Genomic DNA, 24,097 nt, shown 5'->3' on the forward strand with positions numbered 1-24,097 from the left:
TGGCCCGATGTGATGACCCGTCGGGAGGCGTCCGGGTCACGGGCGGTGCGCGCGGCGGGGTCACATCAGCGTCAGCTGCGTCGGTCCGGCAGGGGCGGGGGCGGCGGGCCGCTCCGGCTCGGGCAGGGCCCGAGGCTGCCCGCGCCGGGCCGGTCCGATGCCGAATTCGGCCGCGAGCTCGTGGACTTGGCGGGTGATCCGGCGCTGGTACCAGGTGGGCGCGTACGAACCGCCCGCGTACATGCGTTCGTATCGTTCGACCAGGTGTGGGTGATGGCGGCCGAGCCAGGCCGTGAACCACTCGCGCGCCCCCGGCCGCAGATGGAGTACCAGGGGTGTCACGGAGACCGCCCCGGACGCGGCGATCGCCCCGACGGTCGCCCGCAGCTGCTCGGGGGAGTCGCCGAGGAAGGGGATCACCGGCGCCATCAGCACCCCGCATTCGAGGCCCGCGTCGGTCAGGGCCCGTACGGCGGCCAGCCGGGCGGCGGGGGAGGGGGTGCCCGGCTCCACGGTCCGCCACAGGCCCGCGTCGGTGAACCCGACCGAGACGCAGACGCCGACCTCGGTGACCTGGGCGGCCTGCCGCAGCAGGGGCAGGTCGCGCAGGATCAGCGTGCCCTTGGTGAGGATCGAGAAGGGGTTCGCGCGCTCCCGGAGCGCCTCGATGATCCCCGGCATCAGCCGGTAGCGGCCCTCGGCGCGCTGGTAGCAGTCGACGTTGGTGCCCATCGCGATGTGCGCCCCGCCCCAGCGCGGCGCGGCCAGCTCGCGGCGCAGCAGCTCCGGGGCGTTGACCTTGACGACGATCTGGGAGTCGAAGCCGATCCCGGTGTCCAGGTCGAGGTAGCCGTGGGTCTTGCGGGCGAAGCAGTAGACGCAGGCGTGGCTGCAGCCCCGGTAGGGGTTGACGGTCCATTCGAACGGCATCCGCGAGGCCCCGGGCACGCGGTTGACGATCGAGCGGGCCCGCACCTCGTGGAAGGTGATCCCGCGGAACTCGGGGGTGTCGAAGGTGCGGGTGACGACGGAGCCGGCCCCGAACAGGGCGGCCGGACCGCTGCCCGGCGTCCCGGTCAGATTCTCCCAGCGCATGGATGCCTCCTCGGTGACGGGGACCCGAGAATAGAACAAACGTTCCCATGATCGTGCGGACGGTCCCGGGCGGGCGCGCTCCGTGGCGGCGGTGCGACGGGCCGTAGCCGCCGCGCGCCGAAGGGGATGCCTCCCGTGGAGGGGGCGTCCCGCCCGGCCCGCCGGGATGGCCACCGGCATCCCGTCCCCCGGCAGGAGGCACCACCCGCCGGCTGCCGGGGCCGCCCGGCGGCGGAGGGCGGATTTGGGCGCCCGCCCCGGAGGTGATTGGCTTGCCGCCGCAACGTTCACGACTGCTGGAGGAACAGGTATGGCGCAGGTCGAAGCCACCACGGAGCGCATCATCGAGGCCGACGCGGACACCGTGTTCGACGCGCTGGCGGACTACACCGGCACCCGGAGCAAGCTGCTCCCCGAGCACTTCAGCGAGTACGAGGTGCGCGAGGGCGGGGACGGCGAAGGCACCCTGGTCCACTGGAAGCTCCAGGCCACCAGCAAGCGCGTGCGCGACTGCCTGCTCGAGGTCACCGAGCCCACCGACGGCCAGCTCGTGGAGAAGGACCGCAACTCCTCCATGGTCACCACCTGGACCGTGACCCCCGCGGGCGAGGGCCGCTCCCGGGCCGTGGTCAGCACCGTCTGGAACGGCGCCGGCGGCATCGGCGGCTTCTTCGAGCGCACCTTCGCCCCCAAGGGCCTCGGCCGCATCTACGACACCGTCCTCGAGAACCTGGCCAAGGAAGTCGGCGCCTGACGGACGGCCCTCGGGCCGCCGACGGGACGCCGCCGCCGGCCGGACGGCGCCCGGGGACGGGACAACTCCCGGGGACGGCTCACCGGTTCGGGTGGAATTCCCGTCTGCCGTGAGCCGCCCCGGGACCCGCCCCGCGACCCGCCGCGCACCCCGGCCCGGCCCCGGGCGTGGCCCGGGGCCGGCGGCGTGCCGGGCGGCTAGGGTGGGGCTCCGCGACCCGACCCACCGGGGGGCCCGATGAAGATCCTCGTCTCCGCCGACATGGAAGGCGCCACGGGCGTCACCTGGCCCGCCGACGTGCTGCCCGGCACCCCGCAATGGGAGCGCTGCCGGGGCATGTTCACCTCCGACGTCAACGCCGCCGTGCTCGGCTTCTACGACGGCGGCGCCGACCGGGTCCTCATCAACGAGGCCCACTGGACCATGCGCAACCTCCTCCTGGAGAAGCTCGACGCCCGCGCCGAGATGATCACCGGCCGCCACAAGTCCCTCTCCATGGTCGAAGGCGTCCAGCATGGCGACGTCGACGGCATCGCCTTCGTCGGCTACCACACCGGCGCCGGCAGCGAAGGCGTCCTCGCCCACACCTACCTCGCCAACTCCATCACCGGCGTCTGGCTGGACGGCCTGCGCGCCGGCGAGGGCGTCCTGAACGCCCACGTGGCCGCCGAGTACGGGGTCCCCGTCATCCTCGTCACCGGCGACGACCTGACCTGCGCCGACGCCGCCGGATACGCGCCCGACGCCCGCACCGTCGCCGTCAAGGACCACGTCTCGCGCTACGCGGCCGTCTGCCGCACGCCCGCCCGCACCGCCGCCGACATCCGCGCCGCCGCCACCGAGGCGGTCAAGCTCGCGGTCCGGCACGAGCCGGTGCGCGGCGGCCCCCACACGGTGGAGGTCGAGTTCGACGCCGAGCACCTGTCGATGGCCGCGACCGTCGTCCCCGGCGTCGAGCGCTCCGGCGAACGCAGGGTCGCGTACACCAGCGAGACGATGTACGAGGGGATCCGGACCTTCAAAGCGGTCACGACGGTCGTCTCGGCGGCCGTGGAGGAGCAGTATGGCTGACATGCACCGGGTGGAAGGCGCCCCCCGAGGGAGCGCCCACGAAGAAGCCGCGGCCCCCGCGGGGGCCGCGGGGGCCTGCGTCGACGAGACGGCCCTCGCCGAGGTGGTCGAGTTCACCTCCGGCCTGATCCGGATCGACACCACCAACCGCGGCGGCGGCGACTGCCGCGAGCGCCCCGCCGCCGAGTACGCCGCCGAGCGCCTCGCCGGAGCCGGCCTGGAGCCCGTGCTGCTGGAGCGCACCCCCGGCCGCACCAACGTGGTCGCCCGGATCCAGGGCACCGACCCCTGTGCCCCCGCCCTCCTCGTCCACGGCCACCTCGACGTGGTCCCCGCCGAGGCCGCCGACTGGAGCGTCGACCCCTTCTCCGGCGAGGTCCGCGACGGCGTGGTCTGGGGCCGCGGCGCCGTCGACATGAAGAACATGGACGCCATGGTGCTGGCCGTCGTACGCGCCTGGGCCCGCCACGGCGTTCGGCCCCGCCGGGACGTCGTCATCGCCTACACCGCCGACGAGGAGGACAGCGCCGTCGACGGGTCCGGCTTCCTCGCCGACGAGCACCCTCACCTCTTCGAAGGCTGTACGGAGGGCCTGAGCGAGTCCGGGGCCTTCACCGTCCACCCCCGGCCGGGCCAGGCCCTCTACCCCATCGCCGCCGGCGAACGCGGCACCGCCTGGATCAAGCTGACCGCCCACGGCACCACCGGGCACGGCTCCAAACCCAACCGGGCCAACGCCGTCAGCCGGCTCGCCGCCGCCGTCGCCCGCATCGGCGAGTACGACTGGCCGGTCCGCCTCACCGACACCGTCACCGCCTGCATCACCGAACTCGCCGCCCTCCAGGGCCTCACCGTCGACCCCCGCGCCCCCGGCACCGACCTCGACGGCCTCCTCGGCAAGCTCGGCCCGGCCGCCGCCCTCGTCGACGCGACCGTGCGCAACAGCTCCAACCCCACCATGCTGAGCGCCGGTTACAAGCTCAACGTCATCCCCGGTCACGCCACCGCCCACGTCGACGGACGCACCGTCCCCGGCGGCGAGGCCGAGTTCACCGACACCCTCGACCGGCTCACCGGCCCCGACGTGCACTGGGAGTTCCAGCACCGGGAGGTGGCCCTCCAGGCCCCCGTCGACGGACGCACCTACGGCATCCTGCGCGAGGCCGTCGAACACTTCGACCCCGACGGGCACGTCGTCCCCTTCTGCATGGCCGGCGGCACCGACGCCAAACAGTTCTCCCGGCTCGGCATCACCGGCTACGGCTACTCCCCGCTCAGACTTCCGCCGGGCTTCGACTACTGGTCCCTCTTCCACGGCGTGGACGAACGGGTGCCCGTCGACGCCCTCCACTTCGGCGTCCGCGTCCTCGACCGCGCACTGCGGGCCCTGTGATGGGAGCCCGGTGATGGCGGCCGCCGCCGTCGGAGGCCCCTACGGCAGCTGGCCCTCCCCGCTCACCGCCGCGCACGCCGCCGCGCACGACGGCCGGCCCGAGTACCTGGGCACGATCGGCGCCGAGGTGTGGTGGACCGAACCCCGCCCCGAGGAAGGCGGCCGCCGCACCCTGGTGCGCCGGCCCGCCGACGGCGGCCCCGCCCGGTCGGTACTGCCCGCCCCCTGGAACGTGCGCAGCCGCCTCACCGAGTACGGGGGCCTGCCCTGGGCGGGCGCCGAGCAACCCGGCCGGGGGCCCCTGGTGGTCTTCGTCCACCACGCCGACCAGCGGCTGTACGCGTACGAGCCGGACGCCCAGGGCGCCGCCGCGCGGCCCCGCCCGCTCACCCCCGTCTCCGCCGTCGGCGGCGGCCTGCGCTGGGCCGACCCCGTGCTGCGTGGCGGCGAGGTCTGGTGCGTGCTCGAGGAGTTCACCGGCCCCGGCCCGGGAGACCTGCGCCGGGTCGCGGCCGCCGTACCGCTGGACGGGTCGGCCGCGCAAGACCGGTCCGCCGTACGGGAGCTGACCGACGACCGGCACCGCTTCCGCACCGGGCCGAAGCTCTCCCCCGACGGGCACCGCGCCGCCTGGCTGGTGTGGGACCACCCCCGGATGCCCTGGGACGGCACGGAACTGGAGCTGGCCGACGTACACCCCGACGGGACGCTCGGCCCGCCCCGCACCGTGCTCGGCGGGCCGGACGAGGCCGTCGCCCAGGCGGCGTGGGCGGCCGACGGGACCCTGCTCGCGGTGAGCGACCGCACGGGCTGGTGGAACCCGTACCGGGTCGACCCGGACGGCGGCGAACCGGTCAACCTCTGCCCCCGCGAGGAGGAGTTCGGCGGCGCCCTGTGGAAGCCGGGCCTGACCTGGCTGGCCCCGCTGCCCGAGGGGACGGTGGCCGTACTGCACGGACAGGGCTCCGCGGTCCTCGGCGTCCTCGACCTCGACACCGGCGACCTCGTCGACGCGGCCGGACCCTGGACCGCCTGGCAGCCGGCCCTGGCCGTCAGCGGAACCCGCGTCTACGGGGTCGCCGCCAGCCCGCGCAGCGCCTACGAGGTCGTCGAGCTGGACGTCGGCACCGGGCACGCGCGGCCCGTCGGAGCCCGGGCCGCCGACCCCGTGGACCCCGCCTACTACCCGGAGCCGCAGAGCCGCACCTTCGCCGGGCCCGGCGGCCGGGACATCCACGCCCACGTCTACCCGCCGCACCACCCCGTCCTGCGGCCGCCCGACGACGAACTGCCCCCGTACGTGGTGTGGGCGCACGGCGGCCCCACCGAGCACGTCCCGCCCGTACTGGACCTGCACATCGCCTACTTCACCTCGCGCGGCATCGGCGTCGTCGAGGTCAACTACGGCGGCTCCACCGGCTACGGCCGCGCCTACCGCGAGCGGCTGCGCGAACAGTGGGGCGTCGTCGACGTCGAGGACTGCGCCGCCGTCGCCCGGGCCCTGGCCGCCGAGGGCACCGCCGACCCCGCCCGGCTCGCGATCCGCGGCGGCAGCGCCGGCGGCTGGACGGCCGCCGCCTCCCTGGCCGCCACCGACCTGTACGCCTGCGCCGCGGTCATCTACCCGGTGCTCGACCTGCTGGGCTTCGCCGCGGAGACCCACGACCTGGAGTCGCACTACACGGACGGCCTGGCCGGCCCCCCGGCCACCCTGCCCCTGCGCTGCCGAGAACGCTCCCCGGTGGCCCGCGCCGACCGGATCGAAGCCCCCTTCGTCCTGCTCCAGGGCCTCGACGACCCCGTATGCCCGCCCGCGCAGGCCGAACGCCTGCTGGCCGCCCTCCGCGGCCGCGAGCCGGCGGTCCCGCACGCCTACCTCACCTTCGAGGGCGAGGGCCACGGCTTCCGGCGCGCGGACACGATGGTGCGGGCGCTGGAGGCCGAACTGTCCCTGTACGTACAGGTGTTCGGCGTCGAGCGGGGGGACGTGCCGCGGCTGGAGCTGGGTACGGAGTGAAGCCGGCGGCCGCTAGGCGGTGTGCAGCCAGATCCGGAGCGGGCCGAGGGGCGTGAAGCCGGCGCGCACGGCAGTGTCCAGGTCCTGGCCGTGCTCGTAGCCCACCACCGGCAGCTCCGGCCAGTGGCGGGCGGCCGCGTCGAGGGCCGCCGCCCAGGCTGCGTCGGCGTCCGCGTCGTCGTGGGCGAACACGTTGGAGACGCCGACGACCCCGCCGCCGGTGCTGAGGACGGCCCCGGCGGTGATCCGGGACCCGTCGCGGCCCGCGAGGAAGACGACCCCCTCCCGCAGCAGGCCCTCGTGGAACAGGCCGGTGGATTCCTCGCCCTCCCAGGCGGCCTCCCAGGCGGCCAGCTCCCCGGGCGCCTCCAGCTCGTCCCACTCCAGCCGCCCGCCCGCCGGGGCGGCGGCCGTCCCCGCCGGGCGGTGCATCCACTGCGCCTCGAACAGCACCTCGAAGCCGGCCAGGGCCAGGTCGAGCGCGACGAAACTGTCCTTCACCGAGCAGCCGGGCGCGGCCGTGTCGACCCCGGCGAGCACTTCGGCGGCCGTGGCATCCGGGGTGAGGGTGACGGCGTCGGGGTACAGGGGAGGGGTGCGGTGGGGGCTGCACCAGAGCGCGTCGCGGAAGTGGCCGCTGCGGGAGACCGCCGCGCACCACTCGGCGTTGTTGCGGGCGGCGGCGGAAATGATCACACCGGGATGCTGCCACAGTGCCTAGCCTGGGGCGATGTCTTATTCCGCTGAGTACGTCAGTACGGGCGCCCGGGTCGGTCTGCGCCCCTTCCGGCACGCCGACGGCCCCGAGTTCACCGCGCGGGTCCGCGAGAGCCGCGAACTGCACCGGCCCTGGCTGTTCCCGCCCGCGACCCTGGAGGAGTACGAGCCGTACGCGGCCCAGCGGGCGGGGAGCGGGTTCCTGGTCTGTGAGCTGGCCAGCGGGGACATCGCCGGGTTCGCCAACGTCAACAACATCGTCCGCGGCGCCTTCCAGTGCGGGGCGCTCGGTTACGGGGCCTTCGCGCACGCCGCCGGGCGCGGGCTGTTCGGCGAGGGCTTCGGCCTGCTGCTGGCACACGCCTTCGCCGCTGACGGCCTGGGGCTGCACCGCCTGGAGGCCAACATCCAACCGGGCAACACCGCGTCGATCGCTCTGGTGCGGGGGCGGGGCTTCCGGCTGGAGGGGCTCTCGCCGGAGTTCCTGTACGTGGACGGGGCATGGCGGGACCACGAGCGGTGGGCGCTGACCGCCCCCTCGTGATGCCGGGCGGGACCGCACGGCGGAAAACCCGGGACGGACGGGGGCGCATGGAACAGGATGGGTCGTATGCGAAGCCTCGTACTTCTCGACGCCCCGTCCAACCTCGGCCTGCGGCCGCCCGCCCCCGGGACCGTGCCCGGGGTCTACAAGCTCGCCGGCGCGCTGCGCGAGCAAGGGCTGCTCCAGCGGCTCGGAGCCCGGGAGGGCGGGGTGGTCGTTCCGCCGCGCTACGACCGGGGTGAGTGGAAGGAGGGCGACGGCGTCTTCCACGCCGAGGCCATCGCCGCGTACACCGTGACCCTCGCCGACCGGATCGAAGCGCACCTGCGGGCCGGCGAGTTCCCCGTCGTCCTCGGCGGGGACTGCTCCATCCAGCTCGGCGCCGCCCTCGCGATGCGCCGGCTCGGGCGGTACGGGCTCGCCGCCATCGACGGCTCCGCCGACTTCCGGCACCCCGGCAACGAGGCCGCCAACGGGCCCGTCGGGGCGGCCGGGGGCGAGGAGCTCGCGCTGTCGACGGGGAGGGGGCACAGGGGCCTGAGCGACTTGGAGGGGCTCGGGCCCTATCTGCGGGAGGAGGACGTGCGGCTCTTCGGGCTGCGGGACGCAGATGAGGACCTGCCGGAGCTGCGCGCCGTCGGCATCGCCGCCCACACCGTCGGGGAGATCCGCGAGCGCGGTGCCGGTGCGGTGGCGCGGGCGGCGCTGGACGGGCTGCACCCGCCGGAGACGGCGGGGTTCTGGATCCACCTCGATGCCGACGTGCTCGATCCCTCCGTCATGCCGGCCGTGGACAGCCCGGACCCGGGCGGGCTGCTGCCGCAGGAACTGGGTCAGCTGTTGGGTGAGTTGGCGCGTTCACCGCGGTGCGTCGGGCTCAACGTGACGATCTACGACCCGGATCTGGATCCGGACGCGCGTGCGGGGGCCCTCCTCGCCGACCTCGTCGTGGGGGCCTTTGCGTAATCCTGACCGGTGGTGATGTGCGGAACCACTGTGCACGCGGCCCACCCGCGTGTTCCATTCCCCCATGGCCACCACCGTGCGACGTGCCCAGCTGATCCTTCCCGCCGCCCCCTTGGGCCCCGACAACCCGCTGCCCGCGCTGCGCGCCCCCGACGGCGTGCACGAGCTGGACGAGCGCTCGCGGCGGGGACTGCCGCGCGACATGGCGCGGCAGATCGGTTACGAGCCGCTGCGCTCCCTGCTGCCCGTCCGGATCCGCGACGGGTACGGACGGCGGCGCACGGAGCGGGAGTTCGAAGCGGTCGTCATCGAGAACGGGCGGCTGCGCGTCACCGTGCTGCCCGGGCTCGGCGGCCGGATCCACTCGCTCGTCCACCTGGAGAGCGGCCGCGAACTCCTCTACCGCAACCCGGTGTTCCAGCCCGCCCACTTCGCTCTCAACGGGGCCTGGTTCTCCGGCGGCGTCGAGTGGAACATCGGGGCCACCGGGCACACCGCCCTGTCCTGCTCCCCGTTGCACGCCGCGCTGGTCGCGGCGCCCGACGGGGGCGTGATGGTGCGGCTGTGGGAGTGGGAGCGGCTGCGGGACCTGCCGTTCCAGGTGGACCTGTGGCTGCCCGCGGAATCCGAGTACCTGTACGTGGGCGTGCGGGTGCGCAATCCGCACGAGCGGCCCGTCCCCGTGTACTGGTGGTCCAACATCGCCGTTCCCGAGGGCTCCGGGACGAGGGTGCTGGCGCCCGCCGAGGAGGCCTGGCACTTCGGGTACGAGCGGGCGCTGCGGCGGATCCCCGTGCCGGAGTGGGAGGGCGCCGACCGGACGTACCCGCTGGGGAGTACGTATCCCGCCGACTTCTTCTACGAGGTCGAGGGCGGGGCCGCCGACCGGCCCTGGATCGCGGCCCTGGACGGGCAGGGGTACGGGCTGGTGCAGGCCTCCACCGGGCTGCTGCGGGGGCGGAAGCTGTTCACCTGGGGTGCGGGGCCGGGCGGCCGGCGGTGGCAGGAGTGGCTGACGGAGCCCGGTACGGGTGGCTACGCCGAGATCCAGGCCGGGCTGGCCCGGACCCAGCTGGAGCACGTACGGCTGGACGCCGGGGCGGAGTTCAGCTGGCTGGAGGCGTACGGGCCGCTGTCGGCGGATCCCTCGGCGGTGCACGGGGCCGACTGGGCGGCGGCGCGCGGGGCCGCCTCGGCGGCGCTCGACGCGGTACTGCCGGCCGGGGCCCTGGACGCGGCGTACAAGGCCTGGCGCGGGCACGCCGACACCGAACCGGGGGAGCGGCTGGCGGACGGCTCGGGCTGGGGCGCGCTGGAAGTGCTGTGCGGGGGCTACGAGCTGCCCGGCACGCCCTTCCCGGAGTCCACCCTGGGGGAGGAGCAGGAGCCCTGGCTGGAGCTGTGGCGCACCGGGGTGCTGCCGGCCCCGGAAGCGGACGCGCCGCCCGGCCCGGGCCTGGTCGCCCCGCACTGGCGGGACATGCTCGAGACCGCCCCGGCGGACCCGATGACCGAGTACCACCTCGGGGTGGCCCAGTGGCACGCCGGCGACGTCGCCCAGGCGGTGCGCAGCTGGGAGCGGGGGCTCGCCCAGGCGCCGTCGCGCTGGCCGCTGCTGCGCTGCCTGGCGGCCGCCGACGCCCTGGCCGGGAACACGGAGCGGGCCGCCGACCGCTACGAGGCGGCCTTCGCGGCCCTGGCGGAGCAGGGCCGCGGCGGTGCGTCGTGGGCGGCGGCCGAGGCGGCCCTGGGGCGGGAGGCGATGACCGTCCTGCTCGCGGCCCGGCGGCCGGCGGCGGCGCGGGCCGTCTGGGACCGGCTGCGGCCGTCGCTGCGCGAGCAGGGCCGGTTCCGGCTGCTGGCCGCCCGGCTGCTGGCGGCCGAGGGGCACGTGGGCGCGGCCCGGCGGGTCTTCGAGGACGGCTTCGAGATCGCCGACCTGCGGGAGGGCGAGGAGACCCTGTCCGAGGTCTGGGCGGCCCTCACGGACCGCCCGCTGCCCCCGGAGTACGACTTCCGGATGCGCCCGCCGCAGTAGTCCCTCAGGCGCGGCACAGCAGTTCGCCGTTCAGGACGGAGAACCAGGCGTCGGGGGCCTTCCCCCAGGCGTGCCAGGCCTCGGCGACGGCGGTCAGCTCCCGCGGGGTGGCGTGGCCGCCCTCCGTCGCGACGGAGGCGTAGGAGGAGGCGGTGGTGCGGTCCGCCCACAGCGAGGACCACCAGGACACCTCCTGCGGCGTGGCGTAGCACCAGGCCGTCGCGGAGGCCGTCACGTCGGTGAAGCCGGCCGCCCGCGCCCACGACAGCAGCCTGCGCCCGGCGTCGGGCTCGCCGCCGTTGGCGCGGGCGACCCGCCGGTACAGGCTCTGCCACTCCTCCAGGCCCGGCGTCGCCGGGTACCAGGTCATCGCCGCGTAGTCGGCGTCCCGTACCGCCACGATCCCGCCGGGCCGGCACACCCGGCGCATCTCGCGCAGCGCCCGCACGGGGTCGCCGACGTGCTGCAGCACCTGGTGCGCGTGGACCACGTCGAAGGAGTCGTCGGGGAACCGCAGCGCGTGGACGTCGGCCGTGGCGAAGTCGACCGCCCCGGACAGTCCGCGCCCGGCGGCGTGCGCGGCCGCCTGCTCCAGTACGTCGGCCGCGGCGTCGACGGCGGTGACGTGGCCGCCGGGGGAGACCAGTTCCGCCAGGTCCGCGGTGATGGTGCCCGGGCCGCAGCCCACGTCCAGCACGCGCATGCCGGGGCGCAGTTCGCCGATCAGGTACGCGGCCGAGTTGGCGGCGGTGCGCCAGCGGTGCGAGCGCAGCACGGACTCGTGGTGGCCGTGGGTGTAGAGCGCGCTCTCGTGGGCGTCGCGGGCGTCGGTCATGGCGTACTCCTCGTCGTCGAAGGCCGTCGAAGGCGTGGTGATCACCGTAGGCGATCCGCTCGCGATATGAGATACGCGTTTCGTCATGTGGACAACCCTCTTGTGGGGGACGGGCCTTGGCCGGGTCGGTGGCAGGGAGGGGCGGGGGCGAGGATCGTGGGGCCCAGGGGGCGGCCGACCTCGGGGCGAAGGACGGTGGGACCCATGCCCCAGACGCTGCTGGAATGGCACGCCGCCGCGCTGCGGCTCTTCGGGGAGCGCGTGCGCGCCGTCGGGGCCTCCCAGTGGGACGCGGCCACCCCGTGCACCGAGTGGAACGTGCGCGACCTGGTCAACCACGTCACCGGCGAACAGCTGTGGATCCCGCCGCTGGTCACCGAGGGGCGCACGGTCGCGGACGTGGGCGACGAACTCTCCGGCGACCTGCTGGGCGACGACCCGCCGGCCGCCTGGGAGCGGGCCGCGGCCGCCGGGCACGCGGCCTTCGCCGCGCCCGGCGCGCTGGACCGGACGATCACCCTCTCGTACGGGCCCACGCGCGGATCGGCGTACTGCTCGGAGCTGACGGCGGACTGCGTCGTGCACACCTGGGACCTCTCGCGGGCCATCGGCGCGGACGACCGGCTGCCGGCCGACCTCGTCGAGTTCTCCATCAAGGAGGTCATGCCGTACGCCGACGGGCTCGCCGCGAGCGGGATGTACGCGGAGCCGCTGGAGGTTCCGGCCGGCGCGGACGCCCAGACCCGGTTGCTGGCCCTCCTGGGGAGGAAGGGGTGAGGGGGAAAAGCCCGACGGGGCCGTCACGGTTAACGGGCGTATCGGTGTAAATAATCGTATAAAGAGCGGGTCGATCGGTGGTGGCGGCGGAAGGCGGGCACGTGTCGGGGATGGCCGAGCGCATGACGGAAGGGCTCGCCGGGCTCTGGCACCGCCCGGCACCGGAAGGGCGCGGACCCGTCAGGTACGGACCCCCCGCCCCCGAGCCGGGTCTGCCGGTCCTGCCCGAGCTGACCTCCGTGCTCGCCGCCGCCGCGGACCGCCCCGCCCCCGAACCCCCCGGCGGCGGGCAGGACCTGCGCGAGGCCGCCTGCCGCCACTGGGCCCGGCGCGGACTCGCCACCGCCCCCGAGAACGTGGCGGCCGGGCCCGGCGCGCCCGCCCTGCTGCTGGCCCTGCTCGGCGCGTACGGCGGCGACGTCATGCTGCCCCGGCCCTGTCCCGCCTGGTGGACCCCGCAGGTCCGGCTGCTGGGACGCCGGGCCTACCACGTGCCGACCCCGGCGGAGTGCGGGGGCGTACCCGACCCGTACGCCCTTCTCGAGACCGTGCGGCGGGTCCGGGCCGAGGGCGGCGACCCGCGCGTCCTGCTGCTGTCGGTGGCCGACGACCCGACCGCGACCGTGCCGCCGCCCGAGCTGGTGCGCGAGGCCTGCGAGGCGGCCGAGGCCGCCGGGCTGTTCGTGGTCAGCGACGAGAGCTGGCGCGACACCGTGCACCGGCCGCACGACACGCTGGTGCTGAGTCCCGCCGAGATGCTCCCCGACCGGGCCGCCGTCCTCGTCGACCTCGCCGGAGCACTGCTCCCGGGCGGCTGGCCCGCCGCCGTGGTCCGCTTCCCCGGCACCCCGGGCGGCACCTGGCTGCGCGCCCGCACCCTCGACGTCCTCACCGCCACCGGCGCCCTGGTCGCCGGCCCCGTCGCCGTCGCCGCCGCGCACGCCCTCGACGAGACCGACGCCGTCGCCGGACGCGCCTACGCGGCCGCCGCCCTGCACGGCACGGTGGCCGCCGCCGCGCACCGGGTGCTGCTGGCCGCGGGCGCCCTCGCCCGGCCCCCGCAGGCGGGCCGGCACCTGTACGCCGACCTCACCCCGCTGCGCGCCGGCCTCGCCCGGCAGGGGGTCGGGGACGCCATGGAACTGGAGGACTGGCTCGGAGCCCGGCTGGGCACGGCCACACCCGGCGGACAGCGCTTCGCCGACGAACTGGGCGCCCCGCGCGTACGGCTGTCGACCGGACCGCTGCTGGGAGCCACCCCGCGGGAACGGCTCGCCGCGCTGGGCGCCCGCGACCCGCTGACGCTGCCGCAGGTACGGGGCGCGCTCGACCGGCTCGGGTCGGTGCTCGCCGGACTGGCCGACTGAAGTGCGGCCCGCGCCGACGGGCCGCCGCCGAACGGAGACTTCGCGATGAGGGACCAGCCGGACGCCCCCGTCACCACCGCCCCGCCGGGAGCCGCCCCGGCCGCACCGCCCGGCCACCCGGCCCGCCGCCCCCCGACGCCCGCCGGCCCCCCGCGCCCCCCCGCCCCCGACCCGGCCCTCCCCGGGCCCCCCGCGGCCGGGACGGCGCCCGGGCCTGCCGCGGCTGGGATGGCCCCCGGGCCTGCTGCGGCCGGGACGGCGTCCGGGCCTGCCGTGGCCGGAGTGGCGCCCGGGCCTGCCGCGGTCGGGGTGGCAGCCGGGTCCCCCGCGGCCGGGGCGGCGTACGGTTCTGCCGGGCGCGAGCCGGCCCCCGGGCTCTCGGCGCCCGGGGCGGTGACGGTGCCCGGCGCGCTCCGCCCGCTCGGCGAGCACCGCCTCTGGCCGCGGTCGTTCGCGGACCGGCTGACCACACCGCTGCCCGGGCTGCGCGCCTTCGCCCGGCTGGCCCGCGAGGGCGCCTTCCGGCCCGGGGCCGAGGGGCTGAGCGGAATCCCCGACCTGCCGTACGAGCCCGCCCCGCTGCCCGAGGTGACCCCGGGCACGGTGTCCGCCACTTGGGCCGGGCACGCCAGCTGGGTGCTGCGGACCGGCGGCCTGACGGTGCTGACCGACCCGGTGTGGTCCCGGCGGATCCTCGGGACCCCCGCGCGGGTGACGCCCGTCGGGGTGCCGTGGGAGCAACTGCCGCCCGTGGACGCGGTGGTGATCAGCCACAACCACTACGACCACCTCGACGCCCCCACCCTGCGGCGGCTGCCCCGCGACACCGCGCTCTTCGTCCCCGCCGGACTCGCCCGCTGGTGCCGCCGCCGGGGCTTCACCCGGGTGACGGAGCTCGACTGGTGGGAGTCGGCCGAACTGGGCGGCGTACGCTTCGAGTTCGTCCCCGCGCACCACTGGTCCAAGCGCTCCCTGCTCGACACCTGCCGCACCCTGTGGGGCGGCTGGATGCTGACCGACGCGGCCGCGGGCCGCAAGGTGTACTTCGCGGGCGACACCGGCTACGGCCACTGGTTCGCGGAGATCGGCCGCCGGCACCCCGGCATCGACCTCGCCCTCCTGCCGATCGGCGCCTACGCCCCGCGCTGGTGGCTGCGCGACGTGCACGCCGACCCGGAGGAGGCCGTACGGGCCTGCCTGGACCTCGGCGCCCGCAGGATGGCCCCGATGCACTGGGCCACCTTCGTGCTGTCGGCGGAGCCCGTCATGGAACCCCTGCACCGCGCCCGCGCCGCCTGGGCCCGCGCCGGGCTGCCCCGCGAGGACCTCTGGGACCTGCCGATCGGCGCCTCCCGCAGCCTCTAGTCCTGCGCCTCGGCTTCACCCTGCGCCTCCGCCTGCGCCTGCGCCTTCGACTTGGGCTTCGCGACCACGTGCATCCGCTCGCCCTGCTTCCCGAAGAGGCTGAGGATCTCCACCGGCCGCCCGTCGGCGCTGCCGAACCAGTGCGGGGTCCGGGTGTCCCACTCGGCGGCCTCGCCGGGACCGAGGACCAGATCGTGCCCCGCCAGCACCAGCCGCAGCCGGCCGGACAGTACGTACAGCCACTCGTAGCCCTCGTGCGTGCGCAGGTCCGGCTCGGCGCCGCGGTCCGGGATGACCATCTTGTACGCCTGGAGCGGCCCCAGGCCCTGGGTCAGCGCCACGGACGTCCCGCCGTGCCGCATCGCGCGGGGCGTCATCCGCACCCGGGGATCGCCCACCGCGGGCGCCCCGACCAGCTCGTCCAGGGCCACCCGGTAGGTACGCGCCAGCGGCAGCAGCAGCTCCAGGCTCGGCCGGCGCTGCCCGGACTCCAGCCGGGACAGGGTGCTCTTGGAGATCCCGGTCTCCTCGGACAGCACCGCCAGGGTGAGCCCCCGCCGCTCCCGCAGCCGCCTGAGCCGGGGGCCGACCTCGTCGAGCACGGCACGGTGGGAGGCGGCCCCGTCCGGCGGCCCGCCGCCGGGGCCACGGTCGTGGGCGTGCGCGTGCGCGTGGTCATGGGCAGGAGCGTCCATGCGGGCATTCCACCCCACCACCCCCCGAACGGCAACAAGGCCGAAGCCGGCGGACGCGCCCTAGGGCGACCCCTCCGGAAGGAAGCGGGCCGACTTCAGGGCCAGTTGCTCCGCGAAGTAGGCCGGCGCGTCGGGACGCATCCGGGCCAGCGCGACCATGCCGGTGATGATGACGTCGCACACCTCCTCGTGCACGTCGGCCCAGCTGTGCGAATCCCCCTTGCGCGGGTTGCTCCCCGTCGCGCCGATCACCGCCTGCGCGGCCTCGCCGAACTCCTCGCCGATCTTCAGCACTTGCAGGACGTGGCTCTGCGGAGGGTGCACCCCGCGTGCGGCGGCGGCCGCGTCGAAGCGGGCGGCGAGGGCGCGGACGGTTTCCCAGGAGGCGGAGTTCACTGCCGGACCCTGCCCGGCCGCAGCCGCCGCCACACCCCCGGGGCCGCGCTGATCAGCAGCGTCAGGCCCACCGCCAGCACCACGCCCTTCCACGGCTCCGAGAACAGCGAGCCGCCCAGGATCCCGATCAGCCCGTACGTCGCCGCCCACGCCACGCAGGCCGGCGCGTCCCCCCGGGCGAACCGGCGCAGCGGCAGCCCGCCCAGCAGGCAGGCCAGCATCACCGGGATCCGGCCCGCCGGGACCAGCCGCGACAGCACCAGCACCAGCACCCCGTGCTCGTCCAGCTTGCGCCGCGCCCGCTCCAGCCGCTCCGGCTCGGCCCGCCCCCGCAGGGACTCCAGCCACCGCGAGCCGCCCCGCGAACGCACCCCGCGCGACCCCAGCCAGTACAGCGCGACGTCCCCGCAGAAGGCCGCCAGCGCGGCCACCGCGATCACCAGCAGCACCCCGAGGGGCAGCGACCGCTGGTGGAACGCCACCACCGCCGCCGAACTCACCAGCGCCCCCGTCGGGATCACCGGCACCAGCGCCCCCAACGCCACCAGCACGAACAGCGCCGGATAGCCCACCGCCTGCTGCGTGGTCTCCGGCGGCACCCGGCCCACCACCTCCGCCGCGACCCGCCACCGCGTCACGGCAGCAGCACCCGCTCCCCGTGCCCGGGGACCCGCACCGCCACCTTCGGCGCGAGCCGCCCCGCCAGCCGGGCGAACTCACCGCCCGGCGCGTGGAACTCGTGCGGCCGCACCGCGTCCATCCCGATCGGCCAGTACGTCCCGTAGTGCACCGGCACCGCCGCCGCCGGAGCCAGCTCCGCCACGGCCCGCGCCGCTCGCTCCGCGTCCAGGTGACCCGGCCCCAGGTACGGCCCCCAGCCCCCGACCGGCAGCAGCGCCACGTCCACCGGCCCGACCTCCTCGGCCATGGTGTCGAACAGCCCGGTGTCCCCGGCGAAGTACGTGCGCGCCGCCCCCTCCACCACGTACCCCAGCGCCGGCGCCCGCTGCGGCCCGAACGGCACCCGCCGCCCGTCGTGCCGCGCGCTCACCGCCCGGACGCGTACGCCGTCCCGTACGCCGACCTCCTCGCCCGGCAGCACCTCCCTCACCACCAGCCCCCGCGCCCCCGCCAGCCGCGCCAGCCCCGGCACCGCCCGGCGCGCCCCGCGCGGCACCACCAGCCGGGTGCCGGGCGCCAGCGCCGCCAGCGACGGCAGGTGCAGATGGTCGGCGTGCAGGTGCGACACCAGCACCACGTCGGCCTCCGCGGCCTCCGCGGGCGGCACCGCCCCGCGCCGCCGCCGCAGGTGCGCGAGCCGCCGCGCGAACAGCGGGTCGGTCAGCACCCGCACCCCCGAGTCCCGTACCGCACAGGTGGCATGACCCCACCAGGTGATCTCCACCGCCACCGGCACCACCCCCTTCCCTCGACAGACCGAGCCTAAAGGGGTCCCTGCCCGCCCGCGCGGAAGCAGAACCCGGCGCACCCCTCCTCCCCGGGCCCGGATCGGAGTAGGGTCGGGCGCCATGGATGCGCTGCGCGTGGCCGCGATCGCCAGCCTGGCCCCGCTTGAGGAACTCGACGCCGACCCCTTCGCCGTGGACACCCGCGGCCAGCACGCCGTGTGCGCGCGCTGGGCCGCCGAGCAGGGGTACGTGGTCACCCGGCACCTGCTCTTCTACGGGCTGCGGGCCGACCACTGCGGGCTCTGGCGCGACGTGGAGGCCGGACAGGTCGACCTGTTCGTCGCCCCCAACCGCCGGGTCCTGGCCCGGGCGCTGCGCTCGGTCGAGGAGTTCACCGCCGAGTGCGAGCGGCGCGGCGTACGGCTGGAGACCGCGGGGGCCGAGGAGCCGGCCTACACCTCCGCCATGAAGGCCGAGGTGCACCGCCGGCTGTCCATGCCGACCGCGGGCTACGACGGCACCTGACCCGCCCCCCCGCGCGACCGGCCCCGTACGACGGCACCTGACCCGCCCGCCCGGCGCGGCCGGCCGCTACGAGGGCACCCGCCCGCCGCGTCCCGTACTCCCGTGCGCCACCCGTGTCGACCGGCCGCCCCCGCGGCCCTGTGCGACGCTGGCAGGGGGGACCGCGGGCCGGGCGCGGCCCGGGAGCGAGGCGGGTGCGGCGTGTGGCGGGAGCGGTTGCGCTGGCGGGCCGCGGGCGGGGCACTGGTGCGCGTGGTGCTCGTCTGGGCGGCGTCCACCCTCACCATGCTCGTGCTCGCCGGGATCCTGCCCGACTTCCGCCTGCAGTCCGCCGACGGTGACAGCGTCACCCGGATCGGGCTGACGGCCGCCTGGGGCGCCGGGGTCTTCGGCCTGCTGAGCGCGCTCGTGTGGCCGGTCCTGGTACGGGCCCTGCTGCTCGTGCCCGCCCTGGTGCTCGGGCTGCTCGTGTTCTTCCTCAACGGCTCGCTGCTGCTGATGGCCCTCAGCCTGATCCCCGCCGGACGGGGCGCGGCCGTCGCGCCGGAGACCGCGGTGGTCGTGGCCGCCGCGATGTCCGCCGTCGCCTCGGCCACCTCCACCGCACTCGCGGTCCGCGACGACGAGGCGTACCGGCGCCGGTTGTACCGGCTCGCCGACCGGCGCCGCCGCCGCTTCGGGGCACCTCCCGGCGGCAGCCCCGGCCTGGTCTTCCTCCAGCTCGACGGGGTCGGCTACGAGGCGCTGCGCCGGGCGGCGGCCGAGGGGCTGATGCCCACCGTGGCCGGCTGGCTGGAGCGCAGCCACCGCGTCATGCCCTGGCACACGGACTGGTCCAGCCAGACCGGCGCCAGCCAGCTCGGCATCCTGCACGGCTCCAACTTCGACGTCCCGGCCTTCCGCTGGTACGAGAAGGACACCGGCGAGGTGATGGTCTGCAACCGGCCCACCAGCGCCGCCGAACTCCAGCGCCGGGCCGTCGAGCGGACCCGGGACGGCGGGCTGCTCACCCTGGACGGCGCCAGTCGGGGCAACCTGTTCAGCGGGGGCGCCGACCAGCTGGCGCTGGTGCTGTCCGTCGCCGCCCGGCGCGGCCGCGCCAACCGCTCCCGCGCGGGCTACTTCGCGTACTTCAGCGACCCGGCCAACGCCGTGCGCACCGCGCTGTCCTTCGTCGCCGAAGTGGCCCGGGAGATCGGCCAGTCGCTGCGCTCCCGGCTGCGCGGGGACCGGCCCCGGGTGGCGCGCGGCGGGCTCTACCCGCTGATCCGGGCCTTCGCGACGGTGGTCGAGCGCGACGTGGTGGTCGCCGCGGTCATCGGGGACGTACTCGCCGGCCGCGCCGCCGTCTACGCCGACCTGGTCGCCTACGACGAGGTCGCGCACCACTCGGGCCCGCGGGGCCGGGACACCGACCGGGTACTGGCCCGGCTCGACCGGAGCCTCGCGCTGATCGCCCGGGTCGCCGAGCACGCCCCCCGGGAGTACCGGGTGGTGCTGCTGTCGGACCACGGCCAGAGCCCCGGGGAGACCTTCCTCGGCCGGTACGGGCTCAGCCTGAAGGACCTGGTCCGGGCGGGCTGCGGGCTGCCCGTCTCCCGCCGGGCCGGCCGCACCCGCAGCGGGGCCGAGGCGCGTGCGGCGGTGCTCGCGGCCCTGCACCGGCCGGTGGAGGAAGCGGCGGAGGAGGCCCGTCCGGGGCCGGGGCCCGACCCGGTGGTGCTGGCGTCGGGCAACCTCGGCCTGATCTCCTTCCCGGCGCTGCCGGGGCGGGCGTCGCGGGCGCTGATCGAGCGGGCCCACCCCGCCCTGCTGCCCACCCTGGCCAACCACCCGGGCGTCGGCTTCCTGCTGGTCGACGGGGAGGTGCTGGGCCCGGGCGGGGCGGTGGCGCGGCTGGACGTACCGGGGGAGGCGGAGGCGCTGCTGGCGCCGTTCGGGCCGGGGGCGGCGCGGGCCGTGCGCCGGACGGACTCCTTCCCGCACGTCGCCGACATCATGGTCAACTCGGCGTACGACCCGGAGACCGGTGCCGTGCACGCCTTCGAGGAGCAGATCGGCTCGCACGGCGGGCTGGGAGGGGAGCAGGCCCACCCCTTCCTGATGTGGCCGACCGTGCTCTCGCAGCCGGACCCGGAGCCGGTCGGCGCCGAGGCCGTGCACGCGGTGCTGCGCCGCTGGCTGCGCGAGGCGGACGGCCCCCAGGTGCCGTTGACGCCGCGGCCCTCACGGGCTTCGCGGGAGGATTACCGGCAGGGAGGCCCTTCAGGCGGAATCCTTCCTTCCGGGGAGGTCCCGGAGCCGGACGAAACCCGGTGATTTGGCGCCCAGTTCGCGGTGGTCAACCATGTGTTGACCTGCCCAGCATGTGAGACACCCAGAGGCGCGCCACCGATGACCAGCACCGCAGCCCCGCCCGCAGAGGACCGCACCACCCCCGGGGCCGTCGCCGAAACGCCTCTGGCCGCCGGATCCCCGGCACCCCGGGGGGACCGGCACGCCCGCCGCTTCGGCCTCCCGGTCGCCGTCTGCCTGGTCATGGGCAACGTCATCGGCGGCGGCATCTTCCTGCTCCCCGCCTCGGTCGCCCCCTTCGGCACCATCAGCCTCCTCTCCTTCGCCGTCCTGACCCTCGGCGCGATCGCCCTCGCCCTCGTCTTCGGCCGCCTCGCCCAGCGCCACCCGCGGACCGGCGGCCCGTACGTGTACGTGCGCGCCGCCTTCGGCGACTTCGCCGGCTTCCTCGCCGCGTACAGCTACTGGATGACCGCCTGGGTCTCGAACGCCGCGCTCGCCGTCGCCTCCGTCGGCTACCTCGCCGTCCTGTTCCCGGCCGTGGGCGAGCACCGGTGGACCATGTGCCTGGCCGCCCTGGCGGTCCAGTGGCTGCCCGCCCTCTCCAACCTGGCCGGCACCCGGTACGTGGGCGCCGTCCAGGTCGTCGCGACGGTCCTCAAGCTCGTCCCGCTGCTGCTCGTGGCCGTGGGCGGACTGTTCTTCTTCGACCCGGCGAACCTCGGCCCCTTCCAGGCCACCGACCAGAGCCCCGTGGGGGCGGTCTCCGCCTCCGCCGCGATCCTGCTCTTCAGCTACATCGGCGTCGAGTCCGCCGCCGTCAGCGCGGGCGAGGTCCGCGACCCGGCGCGCAACGTCGGCCGGGCCACCGTCCTCGGCACCATCGGCGCCGCCACCGTGTACCTGCTCGGCACCCTGTCCGTCTTCGGCCTGGTCGCCCACGAGAAGCTGGTCTCCTCCCAGGCCCCGTTCACGGACGCCGTGAACGCCATGTTCGGCGGCAGCTGGGGCGGCACCCTCGTCGCCGGCGCGGCCGTGGTCTCGATGCTCGGCGCCCTCAACGGATGGACCCTGCTCAGCGCGCAGACCCCGTACGCGGCGGCCAAGGACGGGCTCTTCCCGCGGGTCTTCGAGAAGAAGCAGCGCGGTGTCCCGGTCGTCGGCGTCGTGGTCACCGTCGTCCTGGCCTCCGCCCTGACCGTCTACAACTACACGGCGGGCTCGGCGGCCGTCTTCGAGTCGCTCGTCCTGATCACGACCTTCACCGCGACCGTCCCCTACCTGCTCTCCACCGCCGCCCAGCTCTACTTCCTGGCCTCCGGCCAGGGCGAGCGGGTCCGGCGCGGGCGCCTGGTCCGCGACGCCGTCCTCGCCGGGGTCGCCTTCGCCTTCTCGATGTGGCTGGTCGCCGGCTCCGGCTACGCGGCCGTCTACCAGGGCGTGCTCTTCCTCTTCGCGGGCGTCCTCGCCTACGCGCTGATGGCCGCCCGCAAGCACCGCGCGGCCGGTACGGCCGCGGAGTAATTTGGAAGAGAAGACCGGCCAGGGGGGCTCCGAGGGGTCGCCATGTCCGCGATCAGCAAAACCATCGACATCGACCGCAGGCCCGAGGACGTCTTCGCCTACGTGACGGACCCCACGCACCTGCCCGAGTGGCAGGACAGCGCCGTGGCCGCCGTCCCCGTGGGAGACCTGCCCGTGCACGTCGGTTCCAGGGTCGCCATCACGCGGCGGTTCGGCAAGCGGAGGATCCCCACCACCGTGGAGTTCACCGAGCTCGACCCGCCGCGGAGCTGGCACATCCACGGCGTCTCCGGCCCGGTCCGGCCCGAGGTGCACGGCAGGATCGAGCCCCTCGACGACGGGACGCGCTCCCGCGTCACCCTGTCGGTGGACTTCGAGGGCCGCGGCCTGGGCCGGGGACTGGTCCCCCTGGTGGTGAAGCCCAGGCTCCGCAAGGAGATGCCGCGCAGCGAGGAGAAGCTCAAGCACCTCCTGGAGCACTGACCCCCGCACCGGCGGGGAGAAACGGCCCCCGCACCGGGGGAGAGAACTGACCCCCGCACGGCCGGGGCAAACGCGGAGGCCCGCGCCGTGACGGCGCGGGCCCCTCGTGTGTCCGGAACCGGGACCGGATCAGTCCAGGTAGTCGCGCAGGACCTGCGAGCGCGACGGGTGGCGCAGCTTCGACATGGTCTTGGACTCGATCTGGCGGATGCGCTCACGGGTGACCCCGTAGACGCGGCCGATCTCGTCCAGCGTCTTCGGCTGGCCGTCGTTGAGGCCGTAGCGCATGGAGACCACGCCCGCCTCGCGCTCGCTCAGGGTGCCCAGGATGGACTGGAGCTGCTCCTGGAGGAAGGTGAAGGACACGGCGTCGGCCGGCACGACCGCCTCGGAGTCCTCGATGAGGTCACCGAACTCGCTGTCGCCCTCCTCACCCAGCGGGGTGTGCAGGGAGATCGGCTCGCGGCCGTACTTCTGGACCTCGATGACCTTCTCGGGGGTCATGTCGAGTTCCTTGCCCAGCTCCTCCGGGGTGGGCTCGCGGCCCAGGTCCTGGAGCATCTGGCGCTGCACACGGGCGAGCTTGTTGATGATCTCGACCATGTGGACGGGGATGCGGATGGTGCGCGACTGGTCGGCCATGGCACGCGTGATCGCCTGCCGGATCCACCAGGTCGCGTACGTGGAGAACTTGAAGCCCTTGGTGTAGTCGAACTTCTCCACCGCGCGGATCAGACCGACGTTGCCCTCCTGGATCAGGTCCAGGAAGAGCATGCCGCGGCCCGTGTAGCGCTTGGCCAGCGAGACCACGAGACGGAGGTTGGCCTCCAGCAGGTGGTTCTTGGCCCGGCGGCCGTCCTCGACGAGGATCTCCAGCTCGCGCTTGAACGCGGGCTTGTGGTCCTCCTCCTCTTCGAGCTTGTACTCGGAGAACAGGCCCGCCTCGATGCGCTTGGCGAGCTCGACCTCCTGCTCGGCGTTGAGGAGCGGCACCTTGCCGATCAGCTTCAGGTAGTCCTTGACCGGGTCGGCGGTGGCACCGGCCACCATGACCGTCTGCGCCGGGGCGTCGTCCTCGTCGTCGTCGGACAGCACGAAGCCCTGGGCGCCGGCCTTGGGCGCCTCCTCCTCGGTCTCGTCGGCGAGGTCCTCGACGGCCCAGTCCTCACCCTCGACGGCCGGGTTCTCGGCGTCGTCGGCGTCCTTGGCGCCGGCCTTCTTCGAGGCGGCCGTCTTCTTGGTGGCCGTGGCCTTCTTGGCGGCGGCCTTCTTGACCACGCGCTTCTTCGGCTCGGCGGCGGCCTCGGCCGACACCTCCTCCGACGCGGCGGCCGACGGAGCGGATATCGCCGCGGCCGCGGCGGGAGCGGTGGCGGAGGCCTTGCGCGCGCCGATCGGGCGCGGCGGGGCGACCGCCTTCTTCGTCACGGTGCGGGCCGGAGCGGCAGCTGCCTTGCGGGGCTTCTTGGCAGCAGCCTTCGTGGCGGGGGCGGCGCTGACGTGGAGGGCGACGCCCTCCTCGTCCAGGACCTGGTTCAGGCTGCGCAGGACCCGCTTCCACTGGTCCACCGGGATGCGGCCGGCCTCGAAGGCCTGCCGGACATCGTCACCGTTGATGTGACCCTGCTCGCGGCCGCGCTCGACGAGCGCGACCAGGGCCTCGGATTCGGCGATCTCCGGAGGGAACGTACGGGACGGGCTGAGCGACACAAGGAGCCTCTCGTTGCGAACAGATAAGGAGTGGGCGGGACATCATCGCGCGGACTCGGGAAACAGACCCGGGCGGGTCTGTATTCCGGGGCCGCGCGAGGACACCTGTCGGTTCATCGCC

Annotated in this window: 22 protein-coding genes; 14 read left to right on the top strand and 8 right to left on the bottom strand. The window is 75.4% G+C overall.

All coding sequences use genetic code 11. The features are described from left to right. Positions 1-60: 60 nt before the first annotated feature. Positions 61-1,095: an Rv2578c family radical SAM protein gene (locus D1J60_RS29090; protein ID WP_125823100.1), complete on the bottom strand. Its 1,035-nt coding sequence runs from the start codon at positions 1,093-1,095 to the stop codon at positions 61-63. Between the two features lie 310 nt (positions 1,096-1,405). Between D1J60_RS29090 and D1J60_RS29095 the strand changes: the two genes are divergently transcribed. The 4 genes from D1J60_RS29095 to D1J60_RS29110 all read left to right on the top strand — a co-directional run bounded on the left by D1J60_RS29095 (position 1,406) and on the right by D1J60_RS29110 (position 6,330). Beyond that, positions 1,406-1,849, top strand: coding sequence for an SRPBCC family protein (locus D1J60_RS29095; protein WP_125602815.1), 444 nt, complete (start codon positions 1,406-1,408; stop codon positions 1,847-1,849). Positions 1,850-2,086: 237 nt separating this feature from the next. Next, entirely contained in the window at positions 2,087-2,920 is an 834-nt protein-coding gene (locus D1J60_RS29100; RefSeq protein WP_125602816.1) for a M55 family metallopeptidase, read from the top strand. Position 2,921: 1 nt separating this feature from the next. Continuing rightward, entirely contained in the window at positions 2,922-4,313 is a 1,392-nt protein-coding gene (locus D1J60_RS29105) for a M20/M25/M40 family metallo-hydrolase (RefSeq protein WP_125824239.1), read from the top strand. Between the two features lie 13 nt (positions 4,314-4,326). Further along, positions 4,327-6,330, top strand: coding sequence for a prolyl oligopeptidase family serine peptidase (locus D1J60_RS29110; protein WP_125823101.1), 2,004 nt, complete (start codon positions 4,327-4,329; stop codon positions 6,328-6,330). Positions 6,331-6,342: 12 nt separating this feature from the next. Here the strand turns inward: D1J60_RS29110 and D1J60_RS29115 are convergent, their stop codons facing one another. Next, complete coding sequence (locus tag D1J60_RS29115) at positions 6,343-7,023, bottom strand: hypothetical protein (RefSeq protein WP_125824240.1); 681 nt, start codon at positions 7,021-7,023, stop codon at positions 6,343-6,345. A gap of 37 nt (positions 7,024-7,060) precedes the next feature. Here D1J60_RS29115 and D1J60_RS29120 point away from each other — a divergent pair, with 37 nt between their 5' ends. From D1J60_RS29120 to D1J60_RS29130, 3 genes are all read left to right on the top strand, one after another. After that, the gene (locus tag D1J60_RS29120) at positions 7,061-7,591 is read left to right on the top strand and encodes a GNAT family protein (protein ID WP_125823102.1); all 531 of its coding nucleotides are present in this window, start codon (positions 7,061-7,063) and stop codon (positions 7,589-7,591) included. A 66-nt stretch (positions 7,592-7,657) separates the two neighbouring features. Further along, positions 7,658-8,557 (top strand): arginase family protein, encoded by a 900-nt coding sequence (locus tag D1J60_RS29125; protein ID WP_125823103.1) that lies wholly within the window; start codon positions 7,658-7,660, stop codon positions 8,555-8,557. A 64-nt stretch (positions 8,558-8,621) separates the two neighbouring features. Further along, entirely contained in the window at positions 8,622-10,595 is a 1,974-nt protein-coding gene (locus D1J60_RS29130; protein WP_125823104.1) for a DUF5107 domain-containing protein, read from the top strand. A gap of 4 nt (positions 10,596-10,599) precedes the next feature. On the opposite strand, the gene D1J60_RS29135 is transcribed toward D1J60_RS29130, so the two are convergent. After that, the gene (locus D1J60_RS29135; protein ID WP_125824241.1) at positions 10,600-11,430 is read right to left on the bottom strand and encodes a methyltransferase domain-containing protein; all 831 of its coding nucleotides are present in this window, start codon (positions 11,428-11,430) and stop codon (positions 10,600-10,602) included. A gap of 204 nt (positions 11,431-11,634) precedes the next feature. Here D1J60_RS29135 and D1J60_RS29140 point away from each other — a divergent pair, with 204 nt between their 5' ends. The 3 genes from D1J60_RS29140 (at position 11,635) to D1J60_RS29150 (ending at position 14,939) form a co-directional block, all read left to right on the top strand. Continuing rightward, entirely contained in the window at positions 11,635-12,207 is a 573-nt protein-coding gene (locus D1J60_RS29140) for a TIGR03086 family metal-binding protein (RefSeq protein WP_125823105.1), read from the top strand. Positions 12,208-12,329: 122 nt separating this feature from the next. Next, positions 12,330-13,574: an aminotransferase class I/II-fold pyridoxal phosphate-dependent enzyme gene (locus D1J60_RS29145; protein WP_125823106.1), complete on the top strand. Its 1,245-nt coding sequence runs from the start codon at positions 12,330-12,332 to the stop codon at positions 13,572-13,574. Between the two features lie 399 nt (positions 13,575-13,973). Beyond that, entirely contained in the window at positions 13,974-14,939 is a 966-nt protein-coding gene (locus tag D1J60_RS29150; protein WP_241253432.1) for an MBL fold metallo-hydrolase, read from the top strand. On the opposite strand, the gene D1J60_RS29155 is transcribed toward D1J60_RS29150, so the two are convergent. The 4 genes from D1J60_RS29155 to D1J60_RS29170 are packed head-to-tail and all read right to left on the bottom strand — an operon-like array spanning position 14,936 to position 17,441. Continuing rightward, positions 14,936-15,634, bottom strand: coding sequence for an XRE family transcriptional regulator (locus D1J60_RS29155; protein WP_125823108.1), 699 nt, complete (start codon positions 15,632-15,634; stop codon positions 14,936-14,938). The genes D1J60_RS29150 and D1J60_RS29155 overlap by 4 nt on opposite strands. Before the next feature lie 60 nt (positions 15,635-15,694). Continuing rightward, positions 15,695-16,030, bottom strand: a complete 336-nt coding sequence (locus D1J60_RS29160) for a MazG-like family protein (RefSeq protein WP_125823109.1) — start codon at positions 16,028-16,030, stop codon at positions 15,695-15,697. Next, a complete protein-coding gene (locus tag D1J60_RS29165; protein ID WP_241253433.1) occupies positions 16,027-16,668 on the bottom strand; it encodes a VTT domain-containing protein in 642 nt (213 codons plus the stop codon). Before D1J60_RS29165 ends, D1J60_RS29160 begins: the two co-directional genes overlap by 4 nt. Continuing rightward, positions 16,665-17,441: an MBL fold metallo-hydrolase gene (locus D1J60_RS29170; RefSeq protein WP_125824243.1), complete on the bottom strand. Its 777-nt coding sequence runs from the start codon at positions 17,439-17,441 to the stop codon at positions 16,665-16,667. Before D1J60_RS29170 ends, D1J60_RS29165 begins: the two co-directional genes overlap by 4 nt. A 118-nt stretch (positions 17,442-17,559) precedes the next feature. On the opposite strand from D1J60_RS29170, the gene D1J60_RS29175 reads away from it, so the two are divergent. The 4 genes from D1J60_RS29175 (at position 17,560) to D1J60_RS29190 (ending at position 22,266) form a co-directional block, all read left to right on the top strand. Then, positions 17,560-17,964 carry a hypothetical protein gene (locus tag D1J60_RS29175; protein WP_125823110.1) on the top strand — a complete coding sequence of 135 codons (405 nt, stop codon included), beginning with the start codon at positions 17,560-17,562 and terminating at the stop codon, positions 17,962-17,964. Between the two features lie 201 nt (positions 17,965-18,165). Continuing rightward, positions 18,166-20,283: a phage holin family protein gene (locus D1J60_RS29180; RefSeq protein ID WP_206436593.1), complete on the top strand. Its 2,118-nt coding sequence runs from the start codon at positions 18,166-18,168 to the stop codon at positions 20,281-20,283. A gap of 75 nt (positions 20,284-20,358) precedes the next feature. After that, on the top strand, positions 20,359-21,783 hold the full coding sequence (locus D1J60_RS29185; RefSeq protein WP_125823111.1) for an amino acid permease: 1,425 nt from the start codon (positions 20,359-20,361) through the stop codon (positions 21,781-21,783). A 42-nt stretch (positions 21,784-21,825) separates the two neighbouring features. Next, entirely contained in the window at positions 21,826-22,266 is a 441-nt protein-coding gene (locus tag D1J60_RS29190) for an SRPBCC family protein (protein ID WP_125603264.1), read from the top strand. Positions 22,267-22,395: 129 nt separating this feature from the next. Here the strand turns inward: D1J60_RS29190 and D1J60_RS29195 are convergent, their stop codons facing one another. Beyond that, positions 22,396-23,976 (bottom strand): RNA polymerase sigma factor, encoded by a 1,581-nt coding sequence (locus D1J60_RS29195; RefSeq protein ID WP_125603265.1) that lies wholly within the window; start codon positions 23,974-23,976, stop codon positions 22,396-22,398. Between the last annotated feature and the right edge of the window lie 121 nt (positions 23,977-24,097).

Origin of the sequence: Streptomyces sp. W1SF4, assembly GCF_003950035.1 — a bacterium.
Lineage (GTDB): Bacteria > Actinomycetota > Actinomycetes > Streptomycetales > Streptomycetaceae > Streptomyces > Streptomyces racemochromogenes.

Coding starts and splice junctions, on each gene's coding strand:
- D1J60_RS29190 (WP_125603264.1), top strand. CDS start 21,826: ATGTCCGCGATCAGCAAAACCATCGACATCGACCGCAGGCCCGAGGAC.
- D1J60_RS29120 (WP_125823102.1), top strand. CDS start 7,061: ATGTCTTATTCCGCTGAGTACGTCAGTACGGGCGCCCGGGTCGGTCTG.
- D1J60_RS29175 (WP_125823110.1), top strand. CDS start 17,560: ATGGATGCGCTGCGCGTGGCCGCGATCGCCAGCCTGGCCCCGCTTGAG.
- D1J60_RS29155 (WP_125823108.1), bottom strand. CDS start 15,634: ATGGACGCTCCTGCCCATGACCACGCGCACGCGCACGCCCACGACCGT.
- D1J60_RS29110 (WP_125823101.1), top strand. CDS start 4,327: ATGGCGGCCGCCGCCGTCGGAGGCCCCTACGGCAGCTGGCCCTCCCCG.
- D1J60_RS29095 (WP_125602815.1), top strand. CDS start 1,406: ATGGCGCAGGTCGAAGCCACCACGGAGCGCATCATCGAGGCCGACGCG.
- D1J60_RS29125 (WP_125823103.1), top strand. CDS start 7,658: ATGCGAAGCCTCGTACTTCTCGACGCCCCGTCCAACCTCGGCCTGCGG.
- D1J60_RS29100 (WP_125602816.1), top strand. CDS start 2,087: ATGAAGATCCTCGTCTCCGCCGACATGGAAGGCGCCACGGGCGTCACC.
- D1J60_RS29185 (WP_125823111.1), top strand. CDS start 20,359: ATGACCAGCACCGCAGCCCCGCCCGCAGAGGACCGCACCACCCCCGGG.
- D1J60_RS29135 (WP_125824241.1), bottom strand. CDS start 11,430: ATGACCGACGCCCGCGACGCCCACGAGAGCGCGCTCTACACCCACGGC.
- D1J60_RS29145 (WP_125823106.1), top strand. CDS start 12,330: ATGACGGAAGGGCTCGCCGGGCTCTGGCACCGCCCGGCACCGGAAGGG.
- D1J60_RS29090 (WP_125823100.1), bottom strand. CDS start 1,095: ATGCGCTGGGAGAATCTGACCGGGACGCCGGGCAGCGGTCCGGCCGCC.
- D1J60_RS29140 (WP_125823105.1), top strand. CDS start 11,635: ATGCCCCAGACGCTGCTGGAATGGCACGCCGCCGCGCTGCGGCTCTTC.
- D1J60_RS29130 (WP_125823104.1), top strand. CDS start 8,622: ATGGCCACCACCGTGCGACGTGCCCAGCTGATCCTTCCCGCCGCCCCC.
- D1J60_RS29105 (WP_125824239.1), top strand. CDS start 2,922: ATGCACCGGGTGGAAGGCGCCCCCCGAGGGAGCGCCCACGAAGAAGCC.